Origin of the sequence: Streptomyces sp. NPDC059989, assembly GCF_042736975.1 — a bacterium.
Taxonomy (GTDB): Bacteria; Actinomycetota; Actinomycetes; order Streptomycetales; family Streptomycetaceae; genus Streptomyces.
The window spans coordinates 69923-86090 of the sequence record NZ_JBHWUO010000010.1 but is presented as its reverse complement, the minus strand read 5'-3'; the positions used below and the strand labels follow the sequence as shown (position 1 = coordinate 86090).

The window sequence follows — 16168 nt, the reverse complement described above, 5'->3', positions numbered from 1 at the left end:
TCCCGCGATGTCGTGCCCTCGGCTATTCATACGGGCCCCGGGAGAGCGGAAGTCGATATCCCTCGGAATTTGTCAGATCGCGCCAAGAACGAACTCGGGGCGGTCCGCGGACGTGCACCGGCCCGGCTCATTCCTGGATGCGCAGGGCGAGGGCCGGGCAGCGCCGGACCGCGCGCAGCGCCTTCGGCCGCAGCCGCCCCGGCACCGGCATGGAGGCCTGGGCCGGATATCCGTCCGCGTCGAGCCGTACGACATCGGGAAGGATGTCCACGCACAGCCCGTGCCCCTTGCACAGGGTCCAGTCCACGACCAGCCGCTCCGGACTCTCGTCCCGCGGCAGCGGCAGCGCCCCGAGCACCCGCCGGCCGCACCCGCTGCCGAGGGCGTGGTCGTGGAACTCGTCGGGGAAGGCGGCCAGCGCCGAGGCCACGAAGTGCGAGGTGCCGTCCGGATGACTGCACGCACCGCGGCCGCGGACCGCCCCCATCCGCGCCTCCACCGCCTCCAGGGCCGCCCGGCCGCCGCCTCTGACGGCGTCCTCCAGTACGTCGGCCAGCGCGGGCAGCCCCCGTACGCAGGGCCCGCACTGGCCCGCCGACTCCTTCGCCATCCACCGGGTCACCCGCGCCACCTCGCCGGCCGGGCAGGTGTCCTCGGGCAGGGGCAGTACCGCCCCCGCCCCCAGCACCGCGCCGAGGGACGCCAGGGACTGCCGGGACACCGGCGCGGTGCGCGCGGATCCTGCGTCCAGCCATCTGCCGTGGTAGCCGCCGACCAGTACGCCCTGGCCGGGATCGGTGCCGCACAGCTCCAGGACGTACGCCAGCGAGGCCCCCGTCGGCGTCTCGACGACCGTGGACCCGGCGACGGTCAGCAGTACGGTGCCCGGCTCGGCCGGCAGGCCGGTCGCGCGGTACTCCGGCGCGCCCAGCCGCGCGGCGACGGCGAGTTGGGCGAAGGTCTCGGTGTTCGACAGCAGGGTCGGCACACCTCCCAGGCCCCTCTCGCTGGTCCGCACCTTCTGTCCGGACGGCACCACCGCACCGCCGTTCAGCCCGCTGACGAGGGCGGTGCCCTCCCCGGTCACGAACCGCTCGGGAAGCCTCGTCACGCGCACCCGGCGGCCGGCCGGGCCGCGCTCGGCGACGGCGTCCCGCACCGACTGCTCCACGTCCGCCCGGGTGACGGCCACCACCACCTCCTCGGCGGAGAGCGCGGCGGCGGCCAGCAGGGCCCCGTCGAGCACCAGGTGCGGTACGTGCAGCAGCAGAGCGGTGTCCTTGAGGCAACTCGGCTCGCCCTCACTTCCGTTGACGACGACAGCGGTGGGGGCGTCCCGGCCCCGGGCGGAGCGGGTGACGGCCCGCAGCTTCCTCGCGAAGGGGAAGCCGGCCCCGCCACGGCCCCGCAGGTCGATGTCGTCGGCGAGGCCGACGAGTTCGTCGGGGCGGTAGCGGGGCAGCGTGCCGTGCACGGCCAGATGGGCGGAGCGGTCCAGCCGTGGCGCCCGGTCGAGTCCGGCGAGCAGTCGGGGGGCGCCCACGCAGCCGAGGCCGGGGCGCGGTTCGCCGGTCACATCCACCGCTCCGGGGCGGCGGGCTGCCGATCGGAGCCGCCCGGCGCGTACGCCGCGGCGTACGGGGGGCGTTCGGGCCGGGGCGGCGGCACCGGCCGTACGGACACGGTCCTACGCGGCCCCGTACCCGGCCCCGGACCCGGACCCGGACGCGGCCGTGGTCGCGTGGGCGGAGCCCCAGCGGGGCGCGAACGAGCCCCGCTCATCCGGGACTTGAGGCGGAGCGCGAGCACGGTGGCGACGCCGATCAGGCACAGCGCGTAGGCCGCCATCACCCAGACGGCGCCGGGCCGGCCCGCCTTGAGCCCGTGCACGAGCGACGCCCCCCACGCGGGGTAGGCGCCGATGTGCAGGGCCCGCCACCACAGGGAGCGGCTCTTGGTGGCGAACACGCTGCGCACCGCCCCGGACACCGCCACGGACACGAAGAGGTATCCGGCCAGTGTCCCGAGGCCGATGAGGACGGGCTGTTCGTCGTCGGCGAAGGGCAGGACGGCCGCGGCCGCGGTCGTCCGCTGCTCCGCGACCTTGACCCAGACGTGCAGGGCCAGGAAGCCGAGCCCCGCCACGGCCAGGCCGCGGTGCACACCCTGGGCGAGCAGCCGGTGGCCGGGACCGAGCAGCACCCGGTCGGTGGCCACCAGCCCCCACAGGACGGTGGCGGTGAGCGAGACGAGCGAGAGTACGCCCGCCCCGTAGTCGAGAAAGTCCCATACATGGGTCAGGGCGCCCGCGCGGGCGGCCACGATGACGGAGGCGAGGGCCGCGGCGGCGACCGGAGCCGCGGGCGCGGGAAGACTCCTGCGGCGGGCCCGGTGCGAGCGCGGTATGTGCAGCTGGGGCAGGGGCATCCAGATCTCCTGTGCGCCTGGGTGCCGAGCACTCCAGCGGGCGCTCGGCACCCGGGGGTCGTTGACGGTCGTGCCCGGCAGCGCTGTGAAATTCCTGCGCCGGCCGAGGTGCTTGGGGCCGGAGTGCAGCAGCATCGTGGAGCTGCACGGCTCCTCCACAGGATTTATCGAAACGTGATAATTTCTCGCACCGCGTCTCCGGCGCATCGAACAACCCCGGAAGATTCCCCTCCAGTGGAGGTTGCGACAGGCCAACGCACTGCCCGCGGCCTACGCGTCCCCGACGGCAAAAACAAGGCAAAACCGCGGGACCGTAGGGGGTCGGTTCCCTCCAGGAGGTAGTACGAGGATCGCAACTCACTTGTCGAACAGGGCAGTTGGCAAGCGAAGCGACCTCGGCAGGCCTGTCGCTCCCGCACCGGGCAGGCCTCACCCCGGCACGAACGAGGAAACGATGTGCGAACTTCTGAACCGCATCTGGTCCCGCCCACGCGGAGAGTGGACCCGCGTCCTGCGAAGGGAACTCCCCGCGCTGGCCGCCGAGATAGTGGAGGAGCTTCTGCATGGAATTCCGGGATTTTCCACGCTTATCGATGACAACGATGCCATCGATGACGAATTGCTCATACAGCGGGTGGAAGAGGCCCTTCTCGCCGCTCTCGGCTACCGCGACGCCCCGGCCGAACGGGACGTGCGCGACGGCCACTCGGGCACGGAACAGGAGCAACACCCGGCACCACAACGACTGCAGGCACTACCGGCACCGCGAGGACCGCAAGGATCGCAAGGACCGCAGGGGCGGCAAAGGCCCCAGGTGGTGAAGCCGCCGCAGCCACCCGCTGAACCGGAGACCGAGAGCGAGACCGATGCCGATGCAGAAACCGGTACCGAGACCGAGACCGAGGGCGCGGAACACGCGGACCACGGCAGCAGGGCGCGCCAGGAGCTCTTCAGGGCGCTCACCGACGACCGGGCCGCATCCGAGAACTCCCTCGCCGAGCTCGCGGAGGCGGCAGGCTGGCCCCTCCCGACAGCCGTACGGGCCATCGCACCGGCCACGCCCGGCGAGACGCAGCAGCTGGCGACCGTGCTGGACGACGCCCTCGCCGGCATGTTCGCCGGCCGGCCGTGCCTGCTGGTGCCGAGCCCGGATCCCGACAGCCGGGCCCCGCTCGAACTCCCGCTGCGCGGCCGGTTCGCGGCGGTCGGCCACGCGGTCCCGCTGCGGGACGCCGCGTCCTCGCTGCGCTGGGCGCTGCGCCTGCTCGCGCTGACACCCGCCCGCGCGGGCGGCCTGGACGCCCGCGCCGTCTTCGTCGACGACCACCTCTCGACCCTGCTCCTGCTCCAGGACGAGCCGCTGGCGCACGCGCTGGCCGCCCGGTGGCTGCGGCCGCTCGCGGACCTGACCCCGCGCCAGAGCGAGCGGCTGGAGGTGACCCTGCTGGCCTGGCTGGAGGGCGGCGGCGCACCCGAGGCGGCCAAGGCCCTGAGCGTGCACCCGCAGACGGTCCGCTACCGCATGCGGCAGCTGGAGAAGCTCTTCGGACCCGGACTGCGGGACCCCCGCACCCGGTTCGAGCTGGAGATGGCCCTGCGCAGCCGCCGGCTGATGGCCCAGGTACGGCGTCAGCACTCGCGGGTGAGCCGCAGGACCGCCCGCGTCGTCACCGCGGACTTCACACCGGTGGTCGTCGGGCGGATGGCGCGCGTCAACGGCCTGTGATCCACCGCCGGACGGCAGTCGGCCCGGCCCCGTCACCACGGGGCCGGGCCGGCTTCGCTCGCGGGGGCGGTCAGGCGGCGGCAGCGGAGTCCGGTGCCGGAACCGCCCCGCGCAGCGTCGAGTTGAGGTCGACCAGCTCCGCGTACGCCCGTGCGCAGGGCCCGCACGCCGCCAGGTGCACGGCGAGCCCGCGGGGCGGATGCGTACGGGCGGCGCGCCGCACCGCCGAGCCGAGCATGCCGCTGTAGTGGCCGCACCGGCCGCCCGCCGCGGTGTCCAGATGGGCGCGCAGATACGCCTCGCGCAGCCCCTCCCGCGCCCGGAACGCCAGCGAGGTCACCGCGCTGGGGGTGATCCCCAGCAGCGCGGCGACCTCGTGCGGCGGGTCCTCCTCGACGAGCGTGTGCCACAGCACGGCCTGCCAGCGCGCCGGCAGCGTGCGGAAGGAGCGGACGACGAGCCGCCGGTCCTCGCCCGCGAGCAGCCTGCCCTGCGGGTCGCCGCCGGCGGCCGCCTGCTGGCACCAGGTGTCGAAGTCCGCCGTCAGGAGGGTCCTGCCCTCACCGTCCCGCCACTGCATGGCGGTGTTGCGCACGACGGCCAGCAGGTACGCCCGCCAGGGGCCCCGGGGCCCGGCGCCGGAGCGGACGGCCTGCAAGGTGCGTAGGAAGGCCTCCGATACGAGGTCCTCCGCGTCCTGCGGGGTACGGCAGCAGGTGCGCGCGTACGCGAGGGCCGCCCGCCGGTGCCGCCGGTAGAGGAGATCGCACACGGCCGGGTCCGTGGCGCCCGTGCCGAAGCCTCTCCTGAGCCGCCGGGTGAGCTCCCCGTCGGAGTCTGCGGATGTACGAGAGCCGGACATGGGACTCCTCGCAGGGTCGTTCGGGACCGGGCCGGCCCGGCCGGGGATGTGCGGTGTTGGCCCGAAGTCGGCTTCGGGCCAACACCTGTCCCGGGCGGGCGCGATGGGTGGGGGAGGGGTGCGCCGCGCCCGGGAGCCTGGGGGATCCGTACGGTCGCGCGGGCGTCAGCGGCAGGCGCGCCCGCCGTTGATGCAGTCGACGGCGGTGGCCATCAGGTCCTTCGACATGACGTTGATGAAGTCGTCGTGGTCGGTGACGGGTTTGTGCAGCTGCTCCGGGAAGCTGTCCACGGCGAACCGCGCGCCCGGCGCGACGCCGTAGGTGATCCGGTTCACCAACTGCGGAATGGCGGTGAAGCCCTTGGGGCAGCGGCCGTTGCGGTCCGGGAAGGCCACGTGCGTACGGTGGTTGGCGCTGTCGGTGTTGCGGCCGTCCCAGCAGCTCTGGAAGGTGAAGGTGCGCACCACGTCACTGCCCTTGGGGCAGATCGGGTACTTGTCCTTCAGCTGGCGGTCCTCGAATCCGGTGCAGCTCCACGAGGCGTTGGCGTTCGCCGTGCCGTTGGTGAAGGCTTTGGCGTCGCCGGTGATGATCCGCAGGAAGCGGGGCATCGCGGTGACCTTGCCCGCGGGGCTGCCCTTGAAGGTGATCGTGACCTGCTTGGGCCGCAGGACGGTGCCGACGTTCGCGTCCAGCCCGCCGCCGGGCGCCTTGGCGTCCGCGGCCGCCTTGCCGTCGCGCAGCCGGACCACGGGCCAGTAGTAGCTGGACTGGTCGCCGTTGCCGCAGGTGGTGCCGGCCGCCGCGAGGCTGTCGTTGGTGGAGAAGGCGTCGGTGGACTTGTTGCCCACGTAGTCGTGCATGTGGTGGGCGCCGTTGGAGACGCCCGGCGCGACGATCACGTTGTCGGGGTTGGAGTGGCCGTTCTCGTTGCGGCCGCACCGGGAGCTGAAGGAACCGGTGGAGGCCCCGGCCGCCGCCGCGGGGGTGCGTACGTTCGGCCGGACCTTGGTGATGGAGACGAAGTCGCTGCGCGCCGGGCCGGCCTTGCCGCCGATGCTGCGGGCGGCCTCCGGATCGGCCGCCGCGTCGTCCTCCTGCGCCGACGCCTCCTTCATCCGACATCCGGCGAGGGACTTGAGCTGCTCGGGCCGGTCCGCGGACCGGGCTATCGCATCGGACATGCGGGTGATGGTGCGGTCGCGCTGTCCCTGGAGTTCGCCGAGGAGGGCGTCGCCGCGCGCCTCGCCGGAGGCGAGCCGCCGGTAGGCGTCGGCCACCTGTACGTCGAGCTCGGCGAGGCTCTCGTCGACCTCGGACCGGGCCTGGTCGGGCACGGCCGTGAGCCGGTCGCCCACGTCGGGGCAGTCGATGGTGGCCGTCACCCGACCCGCACGGTCCTGCTCCTGGCCCGCGTTGGCGTTGCCGGCGACGATGGCGACCCCGCCGCCGCCCAGGACCAGAGCGGCGACGGTGGCCAGGAGCCTCTTCGACAAACGGGGGCGTTTGTGTCCCTTTTCGCTCATGCGATCACTTCACTTCACTTCGTCGTTCGGACAGGGGAGGGGACGGGAGCGGGGGTCGCGTCGGAGAGCGCGTCGAAGTCGACCAGCCCGCTGTCCTCCAGGACCGTGATGTGGTCCAGGACGGTGGTGTTGGCGGAGGTGGCGAGGGCGCGGACCATGGAGTTCCGCGTCTGCGCCCGCACTTGGGCGAGCAGCGCGAAGACCTTTCCGTGCGCGCGGCGCAGCAGCTGGATGAACAGCCGCTCGTACTCGTCCCCCTTGGCGCGGGTCAACTGGCCGAGCCAGTCCTGCTGTTGCTCGCTGGGTTGGTTGGGCAGGTCGATGCCGAGGGCCTGGCCGACCTGGATGACCTGCCGGTCCAGCTCGGTGTGGCCCTCGACGAGGTGCTCCCCGGCCGTGCGCACCGCGGCGCGCGTGCCGCGCTGTTGGGCCTGCCGGCCGGCGGGCAGCTCCCACAGTCCGGCGAGCCGTACCTTGCGGACGAAGTCGCGGTCCGCGGGGGTGAGCGGTCCGTACGCCGTGCTCAGGGTCCCGCCGCCGTCGTCCTCGGCCGCCGGCCGCCCGGCCGCGGCCGCGGTCCGGCCGCCGAACTTGTCCACCGGGATCAGCAGGGCGATCAGCGTGACGGCCAGGGCGGTGATGACGAAACCGCTTCCGATCGTGTATCTCGTGGCCACCGACAAGCTGTTGATGGACCTCCGCCGGAATGACAGCACAGTGCCTCCTTGCTCCGTGGGCCGGGAGGGTGGCGGGGCAGGGGGGCCGCACGCGCCGTGCGGGGCACACCCGCGTTCCCGGGGTGTCACGGGACGCTAGTGCCCCTTGTGGTGCCGTTGCGGGAGGGCCATCACTATTGGATAAACATCCGGGCGAGTACTCGAAAGGCTGATATCTTGCCGCGCCCCACGTGCACACGTCCGCCCCGGTCCCTGCGGGGACCGGGGCGGATCGGCGTCGGGCGCAGCGTCGGCAACGACGCCCGCCACCTGGGAGGCTCCTTCACCCGAGCGGATCCGCACGGCCCTCGATGACGGAGTCGAAGCGCATCGTGGTGCGGGACTGCCGGTCGTACCGCTCCCAGCGGGGCACGCCCGGGTGGTTGGGGTCGCCGGTGCGGATGAAGGAGATCCAGGCCCGGTGCACGGCCCGGGCGAGGCCGTCCCTGACCCTCGTGTCCATGCCCGCGAGGAAGGGCGCGTGCGACCAGTCGTCGAAGTTGTCGAAGACGAACGGCAGGTCCAGGCAGTGCGGGGCGCCCAGCCGGCCCTCGTGCGCGGGGGTGGGGAAGGCGAACTCGTACGCCCAGACCGGGCGACCCCGCTCGGCCCGCGCTTCCGCGAACGCCAGGGTGGGCTTCCTGAACGCCTCGTCGGTGGTCAGGTCGACGAGGACGTCGATCGGCCGGGCGCCCGGGCGGGCGGCGGCGTAGGCGGTGTACGCCGCGGCCGCCGCGTCGCCGAAGGAGTCCCGGGCCCGGCGGAGCACCTGCTCCTCGGTCGTCGACGCGTACGCCGGGTTCAGCGCGAAGGTGAACGCGGACTCCTCCCGCGTCCAGCCGATCATCACGTCGATGTCCGCGCCCGGACCGTCGAGCAGGTTCTCGACGGGCCGGCGCGGCGCGGTCGGGCCGTCGAGCACCGGCATGAACGGGGTGGTCCAGTGCCCCCATTGTGCGGTGGCGGCGAGGAGTTCCGGGGTGGCTCCGACCAGCCGGGGCCACGGGGCCGTGCGCAGCTCGTCCATGTCCTTGGCGCCGACGGCCTCCAGGTAGGCGGCGGTTCGGGCCGCGGCCTCGGCGGGCGTGGCGAGGGGCATGGCGAGCGGGACGCTCTGGAGGATGGCCCGGTGGAAGGGGCGGCCGCCGCCGGCGTGGCCCGCGAGCGCCGCCGTGGACAGGGCGCCGGCGGACTGGCCGGCGACGGTGACGTTCCCGGGGTCCCCGCCGAACGCGGCGATGTTGTCCTGCACCCAGCGCAGCGCGGCGAGTTGGTCGGTGAGCCAGAGGTTGTGGTGCTCCGTTCCGTCGTCCGGGGCGCGGGAGAGGAGGCCGAGCGGGCCGAGCCGGTAGTTGAGGTTCACGACCACCAGGTCGCCGTTCCGCGCGAAGGTCCGCCCGGAGTACTGGGGCATCGCACCGGAGCCGGAGATGAAGGCGCCGCCGTGGATCCAGACCAGGACGGGGCGGCGCGCGTCGTCGGCGCCGGGCGTCCACACGTTGAGCGTCAGGCAGTCCTCGTCGAAGGGCGGGGAGCCGTGGCCGCCGAGTACGGGGTCGCCCTCGCGGACGGTCTGCGGCGAGCCGGGCCCGTAGGAGGCCGCGTCGAGGATCCCGCTCCAGCCGGGGTGGGGCCGCGCGGGGCGCCACCGGAGGGGCCCGACGGGCGGCGCCGCGTAGGGCACGCCCCTGAACACGGTCAGATCGCCTTCGACGACGCCGCGGAGGGGACCTGAGCGGGTGTTCACGACGGGTGCGGTGCGGTGCTGGGCGGAACCCATCCAGTGCTTCCTTCCGGACCGGATCGACAGTCTTGGCGATGCTCAAGGTATTGCGTAATTTCGCCGTACGTCAATCTTTCGCGATCCAGGCCGGCCCGCGGGCCGGCCGCCCGCACCGCCCCCGGGCCCCGGTCGCGTAACACGCTGTTAACACGATGCGTTATTGCGCATCATTGACGGTCGGCAAATTAGCGGGATACTTGCTCCCACTCCCCCTGCTGCCCCGAGATTGAGGTGCCGCCCCATGGAGCTCTCCCCCTCTGCCCATGTCGACACGTTCTGCCGTGACCGGCTCCCGCCCTTCCCCCTCTGGCCCGAACTGCACTTCGACCTCCCGGAGTTGCACTACCCGGAGCGGCTCAACTGCGCCCAGCGGATCCTCGACGACACCGTCCACCGCTGGGGCCCCGACCGGCCCTGTCTGCTGACTCCCACGGACCGGTGGACCTACGGTGACCTGCTGGAACGTGCCAATCAGGTCGCCCAGGTGCTCACCGAGGACTTCGGCCTCGTCCCCGGCAACCGCGTCCTGCTGCGCGGCCCCAACAACCCGTGGCTGGTGGCCGCCTGGTTCGGCGTCCTGAAGGCCGGCGGCGTCGCCGTCACCACCATGCCGTTGCTGCGGGCCGGCGAGCTCGCCCAGCTGCGCGGGATCAGCCGGCCGACCGTCGCCGTGTGCGACCACCGCTACCTCGACGAGCTCACCGCCGCCGACGGCCCCGGCCCGGCCGTACTGTCCTACGGCGGTACCGGCGAGGAGGACCTCGTCGCGCGCTGCGCCACGAAGGACGGGCGCTTCGCCAACGTCGCCACCGCGGCGGACGACGTCGCCCTGATCGCCTTCACCTCGGGAACGACCGGGCGGCCGAAGGCGACCCTGCACTTCCACCGGGACGTGCTGGCCAACGCCGACACCTTCTCCCGCCACGTCCTGCGCCCCGGCCGGGACGACGTCTTCACCGGGACCCCGCCCCTCGCCTTCACCTTCGGGCTCGGCGGACTCGTGGTCTTCCCGCTGTACGCGGGCGCCGCCACCCTGCTGATCGAGCAGGCCGCCCCGCAGCAGCTGGCCGACCTCGTGGCGGAGCACGGAGTCACCGTGCTCTTCACGGCGCCCACCGCCTATCGGGCGATCATGGCGGCCGGCGCGGTGGACCGGCTGGCGGGGCTGCGCCGCTGCGTGTCCGCCGGAGAGGCGCTGCCCGCGGCCGTGTGGGAGGAGTTCCACGCCGCCACCGGGCTGGCCATCATCGACGGCATCGGTGCCACCGAGATGCTCCACGTGTTCATCTCGGCCTCCGACGGCGACATACGCCCCGGCTCCACGGGCAGACCCGTGCCCGGATACCGGGCCCGCGTCGTCGACGAGCACGGCGAGCCCGTCCCGGACGGGCAGCCCGGACTCCTCGCCGTCACCGGCCCCACGGGCTGCCGGTACATGGAGGATCCGCGCCAGACCGTATACGTCAGGAACGGCTGGAACATCACCGGCGACACCTACATCCGGGACGCCGACGGCTACTTCTGGTACGTGGCCCGGAGTGACGACATGATCGTCTCCTCCGGTTACAACATCGCCGGCCCCGAGGTGGAGAAGGCGCTCGCCACCCACCCCTACGTCGAGGAGTGCGGGGTCGTCGGAGCCCCGGACGACAAGCGCGGCATGGTCGTCAAGGCGTACGTGATCCTGCGCCCCGGCGTCGCGTCCGACGGGGCGACGGTCAAGGAGCTCCAGGACCACGTCAAGCGAACCGTCGCGCCCTACAAGTACCCGCGCGCCGTCGAGTTCGTCACCGACCTCCCGCGCACGAGCAACGGGAAGCTCCAGCGTGCCGAGCTGCGCAAGCGCGCCCACGCCGTCGAACCCGCCCCGGCGCACGCAGACGCCCCCGCCCGCTCCACCACCGCCGGCTAGCCCCCGCCGGCCGAACGAAGGACACCATCATGGACACCTCCAGCCCGCGGCACGCGGCTTCCGCACCGACGGACAGCTGCGCCGCCGGATGCCCCGAGGCATCCGAGCAGAACCTGCCCGGCGTCGTCATCGAGCGGCGCGTCGAATGGCAGGACACGGACGCGGCCGGCCACTACCACCACTCCACCGTGGTGCGCTGGGTCGAGGCGGCCGAGGCCGTCCTGCTGCGGCGACTGGGCCTGGCCCACCTCTTCGGCAGCACCCCCCGCGTCCACTTCGAGGCCGACTACCGGGCCCGGCTGTGGTTCGGCGAGACCGTCCGCACCGAACTGGCGGTGGTCAAGGTCGGAAGCAGCTCCCTGCACTACGCCTTCACCGTCCGCGGCGAGGGGGAGGAGCCGGCCGCCACCGGGCGCATGGTCATCGCGCACTCGGCCTCGCGCGCCACGGGGTCCACGGCCTGGCCCGATGACGTGCGGGAGGTCCTCACCAAGGCCGGTCCCCAGGCCCCCGAGCTGTTCGCGTGACCCGGGAGAGCGCGTCGCCCGATCGAATGTGCTGGATTCTTGACGATCGCCAAATATGCAGCATATTCTGTTTTCCGGAACCACAAGGAGGAGCACCGTGCGTGTAGCAGTCATCGGAGGAGGGCCCGGCGGGTTGTACTTCGCGGCCCTGGCCCAGCAGCTCTCACCCGAGTGGGAGATCACGATCTGGGAGCGCAACGCCCGCGACGACGCCTTCGGCTTCGGCGTCGTCTTCTCCGACGAGACGCTCGACGGCATCGCGCAGGCCGACCCCGCCGTGTTTGCGGCCATGTCCGCCGAGTTCGCCCGGTGGAGCGACATCGACGTCCGCTACGGCGGTGAGGTCCACGTCTCCGGCGGCCACGGCTTCGCCGCCCTGGACCGCAACCGGCTGCGCGAGATCCTGCAGAAGCGCTGCGCCGAGCTCGGGGTGCGGGTGCACTACGGCACCGAGGCCCCGCCCGTGGAGGAGCTCTCGGCCGGCTACGACCTGGTGGTCGCCGCGGACGGAATCCGCTCCACGGCCCGCGAGACCTACGCCGACAGCTTCCGCCCGGACCTGGACGAGCGGCACTGCCGCTACATGTGGCTCTCCACCGACCGCGTCTTCGAGGCGTTCACCTTCATCGTCGAGAGGCAGGACTTCGGCAGCATCCAGGTCCACGCCTACCCGTACGACGGGCAGCGCAGCACCTTCATCGTGGAGATCGCGGAGGACGACTGGCGGCGGGCGGGCTTCGAGGCGCTCGCCGACCGGGAGTTCGCCCGGGGCGAGAGCGACGAGGCGAGCGTACGACGGTGCGAGGAGATCCTCGCCGATCACCTCGACGGCCACCGCCTGATCCCCAACGCCTCGAAGTGGATCCGCTTCACGACCGTCCGCAACGCCTCCTGGCGCCACGGCAACGTCGTCCTGCTCGGCGACGCCGCCCACACCGCCCACTTCTCCATCGGCTCCGGCACCAAGCTCGCCATGGAGGACTCCCTGGCCCTGGCCGCCTGCCTGCACGAACACCCCGACGTGGCCTCGGCGCTCGCCGCCTACGAGGCCGAGCGCCGGCCGGTGGTCGAATCCACCCAGCGCGCCGCCCAGGCCAGCCTCGAATGGTTCGAGAACGTCGGCCGCTACACGGCCCAGGAGCCGCCGCAGTTCGCCTTCAACCTCCTCACCCGCAGCCGTCGCGTCACCTACGACAACCTGCGGGTGCGCGACGAGGCGTTCACGGCTGCTGTCGATACCTGGCACTCCGACGCGAGCGCCCTGAGGGCCACCCCGTCCGGCACCGGCACCGTCGTCCCGCCGATGTTCCGCCCGTTCCGGCTGGGCGGCCTGCGCCTGCGCAACCGTGTCGTCGTACCGCCCACCGCGCTGTACACCGCCCGGGACGGGGTCCCGGGAGACTTCGAACTCGTCCACCTGAGCACCCAGTCCCTGGGCGGCAGCGGCCTCGTCCTCGCCGGGATGACCGCGGTCAGCGCCGACGGCCGGGCCACCCGGGGCTGCCCCGGCCTGTACACGGACGAGCAGGAGGCCGCCTGGCGGCGCATCACCGACTTCGTGCACGGCCAGTCGGACACCTGCCTGGGCATCCAGCTCACCCACGCCGGCCGCCGCGCCGCGACCGGCGTGCCCAGACCGGACGGCCGGGCCGTCCCGCTCGGAGCCGACGGGTGGCCGCTCGTCGCCGCCTCCCCGCTGGCCTGGGACGAGCAGGCCGCGATCCCGCGGGAAGCGACCCGCCGGGACATGGACGACATCGCACGCGACTTCACCGCCGCGGCCCTACGCGCCCATCGCGCCGGCTTCGACGCCCTGGAACTGCAGTACGGCCACGGCCACCTGATGTCCGGCTTCCTCTCGCCGCTGACCAACCAGCGGACCGACGAGTACGGCGGCAGCCTCGCCGGCCGGCTGCGCTTCCCCCTGGAGGTCCTGCGCGCGGTGCGCGCCGTCTGGCCCGAGGGCAAGGCCCTCGTGGTCCGCATCTCCGCGGCCGACTGGGCCGACGGCGGGACCAGCGAGGCCGACGCGGTGGAGATCGCCCGCGCCCTGGGCGAGGCCGGCGCCGACGCGGTGGACGTGTCCACGGGCGAGGTCGTCGCCCACGAGCGGCCCCGGTACGGCCGCAGCTACCAGACGCCGTACGCCGACCTGATCCGCAACGCCACCGGGGTGCCCACCATCGCCGTCGGCGCGATCTCCACCTACGACGACGTGAACTCCGTCGTCCTGGCCGGCCGCGCCGACCTGTGCGCCGTCGGCCGCGCCCAGCTCCACGACCCCCTGTGGACGCTGCATGCCGCGGCCGCCCAGGGCTACCGGGGCCCGGCGGCACCGTGGCCCGCCTCCTGGCGGGCGGGCAGCGGCCGCCCGCCGGGCGCGCGCACCGACCGCGTTCCGCCCCGCCTCCAGCTGCTCCGCGAGGCTTCCGCACCCGTGCACCAGCGCTGGGTTCCGCACGTTCCCGCTGCCGCCGCCGCGGCCGCGCGCTGACCTGGAGGACCGATGGACAATCTGCCACGCTTCACCGCCGCGGCCGTGCAGGCGGCCCCCGTGTACCTCGACCTCGCGGCGACCGTCGACAAGGCGGTCGGGCTCATCGCGCAGGCCGCGGCGGGGGGCGCCGAACTGGTCGTGTTCCCCGAGGTGTTCGTCCCCGGATACCCGTACTGGAACTGGACGATGAACCCGGTCCAGGGCTCGCCCTGGTTCGAGCGCCTCTACCGCTCGGCCATCGACGTCCCCGGCCCGTACGTGGACCAACTGCGCGCCGCCGCCCGCCAGTACGGGGTCACCCTCGTCATCGGCGTCAACGAGCGCGGTCCGCACAGCCTCGGCGTCCTCTACAACACCCTGCTCACCATCGGCCCGGACGGCGAACTCCTCGGAGTTCACCGCAAGCTGGTGCCCACCTGGGCCGAGAAGCTCACCTGGACCGGGGGAGACGGAAGCTCCCTCAAGGTCCACCACACCCCGATCGGCCCGCTCGGCGCCCTCGCCTGCGGCGAGAACACCAACACCCTGGCCCGCTTCGCCCTCCTCGCGCAGGGCGAACTGGTCCACGCCTCCTGCTACATCGCCCTGCCCGTGGCCCCGGCCGACTACGACATGGCGGACGCGATCGCGGTGCGCACCGCCGCCCACAGCTTCGAGGGCAAGGTCTTCTCCGTCGTCGCCTGCTCGACCATCTCCCCGGAGATCGTCGACGCCCTCGCGGGCGACGACGAGGAGCTGCGCAAGCAGTTCACCCGCCCGCGCAGCGCCCTGTCCGGGATCTTCGGCCCCGACGGCCGCCCCGTCACCGAGCCCCTCGTCGACGAAGAGGGAATCGTCTACGCCGAGATCGACCTGGCCAAGTGCATCCAGCCCAAGCAGATGCACGACATCGTCGGCCACTACAACCGGTTCGACGTCTTCCAGCTCCACGTCGACAACCGCCCCCGTACGCCGGTGACCTTCGCCACGGATCCGGCGCACTTCGCGGCACCCCTCTCCACCGACACCAACGGCACCACCGGTATCACCGGCACTCCGAAGGAGGACGCATGACCACCGAGTACGACGACAGCCGGCTCGGGCGCGCACGGGTATCCGACTCCCCCGAACTCGCCGTGTTCTACGGCGAACTCGCCCAGCTCGAAGCAGGCGCGCTCTGGACCGTGGCCAATGACATCGAGCCCTGGTACCCGCAGCCCAAGTCCGTCCCCGTGCTGTGGCGCTACAGCGAACTGCGGCCCCTGGTCCGCAAGGCCCTGGACCTGGTCAAGGCCGACGACGCCGGCCGCCGCGTGGTCATGCTCGTCAACCCGGGCCGCAAGGACGTCAGCGCCGCGGTCGGACTCCTCTACACCGGCCTGCAGATCATGGGACCCGGCGAGGCCATGACCGCCCACCGCCACCAGGCCGCCGCCCTGCGCTTCGTCCACGAGGGAACGGGCGCCTGGACGATCGTCGACGGCCAGAAGCTGAAGGTCGGACCGGGAGACTTCGCCATCACCCCGAACGGCACCTGGCACGAGCACGGCAACGAAGCCGACGACGCCCCCGTCATCTGGCAGGACGGACTGGACATCCCGCTGGTCAACGCCCTGGACGCCGGGTTCTACGAGGTCCACCCCGAGCTGTACCAGACCCCCGGAAAGGTGATCAACTCCTCGGTGCTGACGTACGGCGCGAACCTGCTCCCGTACGGCGTGGAGAAGTGGACCCGCCCCTACTCGCCGCTGCTCGCCTTCCCCTGGGAGCCCACGTACGAGGCCCTGCTGAACCTGTCCAAGGCCACCGAGGGCTCCCCGTACGACGGCGTGATCGCGGAGTACACCAACCCGCTCACCGGCGGCTCCGTCATGCCGACCATGGGCGCCCACATGCAGCTCCTGCGGCCCGGCCAGGCCACCTTGGCCCACCGCCACACCGGCTCGGTCATCTACACCGCGGCCAAGGGGCGCGGCGTCTCGGTGATCGCCGGACAGCGCTTCGAGTGGCAGCAGGGCGACATGTTCTGCGTGCCCTCCTGGGCCTGGCACGAGCACGAGAACCTCGACAGCTCCGAGGACGCCTGCCTCTTCTCCTTCAACGACTTCCCCGTCATGCGCTCCCTCGGCTTCCACCGCGAAGAGGCGTACACCGACAACGGCGGGCACCAGCCCGCCTCTTGAGCCGCTCCGCCGCACCGGACGCCGCCGGC

The 16168-nt window shown here is 72.8% G+C and carries 12 protein-coding genes; 6 read left to right on the top strand and 6 right to left on the bottom strand.

All coding sequences use genetic code 11. The annotated features are described in order from the left end of the window. Positions 1–127 precede the first annotated feature (127 nt). Both ACFWBN_RS11465 and ACFWBN_RS11460 read right to left on the bottom strand, forming a co-directional pair. The gene (locus tag ACFWBN_RS11465) at positions 128–1576 is read right to left on the bottom strand and encodes an NADH-ubiquinone oxidoreductase-F iron-sulfur binding region domain-containing protein (RefSeq protein ID WP_385174276.1); all 1449 of its coding nucleotides are present in this window, start codon (positions 1574–1576) and stop codon (positions 128–130) included. Continuing rightward, positions 1573–2427, bottom strand: coding sequence for a hypothetical protein (locus tag ACFWBN_RS11460; protein WP_385174272.1), 855 nt, complete (start codon positions 2425–2427; stop codon positions 1573–1575). The genes ACFWBN_RS11465 and ACFWBN_RS11460 overlap by 4 nt, the downstream gene beginning before the upstream one ends. Positions 2428–3244: 817 nt before the next feature. Between ACFWBN_RS11460 and ACFWBN_RS11455 the strand changes: the two genes are divergently transcribed. Continuing rightward, positions 3245–4153: a PucR family transcriptional regulator gene (locus tag ACFWBN_RS11455; protein WP_385174268.1), complete on the top strand. Its 909-nt coding sequence runs from the start codon at positions 3245–3247 to the stop codon at positions 4151–4153. A 70-nt stretch (positions 4154–4223) separates the two neighbouring features. Here ACFWBN_RS11455 and ACFWBN_RS11450 read toward each other — a convergent pair whose 3' ends face one another. The 4 genes from ACFWBN_RS11450 to ACFWBN_RS11435 form a co-directional block, all read right to left on the bottom strand. Then, positions 4224–5015, bottom strand: coding sequence for an RNA polymerase sigma factor (locus ACFWBN_RS11450; RefSeq protein WP_385174265.1), 792 nt, complete (start codon positions 5013–5015; stop codon positions 4224–4226). 165 nt (positions 5016–5180) lie between these two features. Then, a complete protein-coding gene (locus ACFWBN_RS11445) occupies positions 5181–6542 on the bottom strand; it encodes a DUF1996 domain-containing protein (RefSeq protein ID WP_385174262.1) in 1362 nt (453 codons plus the stop codon). Between the two features lie 14 nt (positions 6543–6556). Further along, entirely contained in the window at positions 6557–7219 is a 663-nt protein-coding gene (locus tag ACFWBN_RS11440; RefSeq protein ID WP_385174259.1) for a DUF4142 domain-containing protein, read from the bottom strand. A gap of 322 nt (positions 7220–7541) precedes the next feature. Beyond that, positions 7542–9038, bottom strand: a complete 1497-nt coding sequence (locus tag ACFWBN_RS11435) for a carboxylesterase/lipase family protein (protein ID WP_385174256.1) — start codon at positions 9036–9038, stop codon at positions 7542–7544. A gap of 244 nt (positions 9039–9282) precedes the next feature. On the opposite strand from ACFWBN_RS11435, the gene ACFWBN_RS11430 reads away from it, so the two are divergent. From ACFWBN_RS11430 to ACFWBN_RS11410, 5 genes are all read left to right on the top strand, one after another. Further along, complete coding sequence (locus ACFWBN_RS11430; RefSeq protein WP_385174253.1) at positions 9283–10953, top strand: AMP-binding protein; 1671 nt, start codon at positions 9283–9285, stop codon at positions 10951–10953. Positions 10954–10982: 29 nt separating this feature from the next. Next, complete coding sequence (locus ACFWBN_RS11425) at positions 10983–11480, top strand: acyl-CoA thioesterase (RefSeq protein WP_385174250.1); 498 nt, start codon at positions 10983–10985, stop codon at positions 11478–11480. Positions 11481–11577: 97 nt separating this feature from the next. After that, on the top strand, positions 11578–13974 hold the full coding sequence (locus ACFWBN_RS11420) for a bifunctional salicylyl-CoA 5-hydroxylase/oxidoreductase (RefSeq protein ID WP_385174246.1): 2397 nt from the start codon (positions 11578–11580) through the stop codon (positions 13972–13974). Between the two features lie 12 nt (positions 13975–13986). Next, positions 13987–15030 (top strand): carbon-nitrogen hydrolase family protein, encoded by a 1044-nt coding sequence (locus ACFWBN_RS11415; RefSeq protein WP_385174243.1) that lies wholly within the window; start codon positions 13987–13989, stop codon positions 15028–15030. Next, positions 15027–16139 carry a cupin domain-containing protein gene (locus ACFWBN_RS11410; RefSeq protein ID WP_385174240.1) on the top strand — a complete coding sequence of 371 codons (1113 nt, stop codon included), beginning with the start codon at positions 15027–15029 and terminating at the stop codon, positions 16137–16139. Before ACFWBN_RS11415 ends, ACFWBN_RS11410 begins: the two co-directional genes overlap by 4 nt. The last annotated feature ends 29 nt before the right edge of the window (positions 16140–16168 follow it).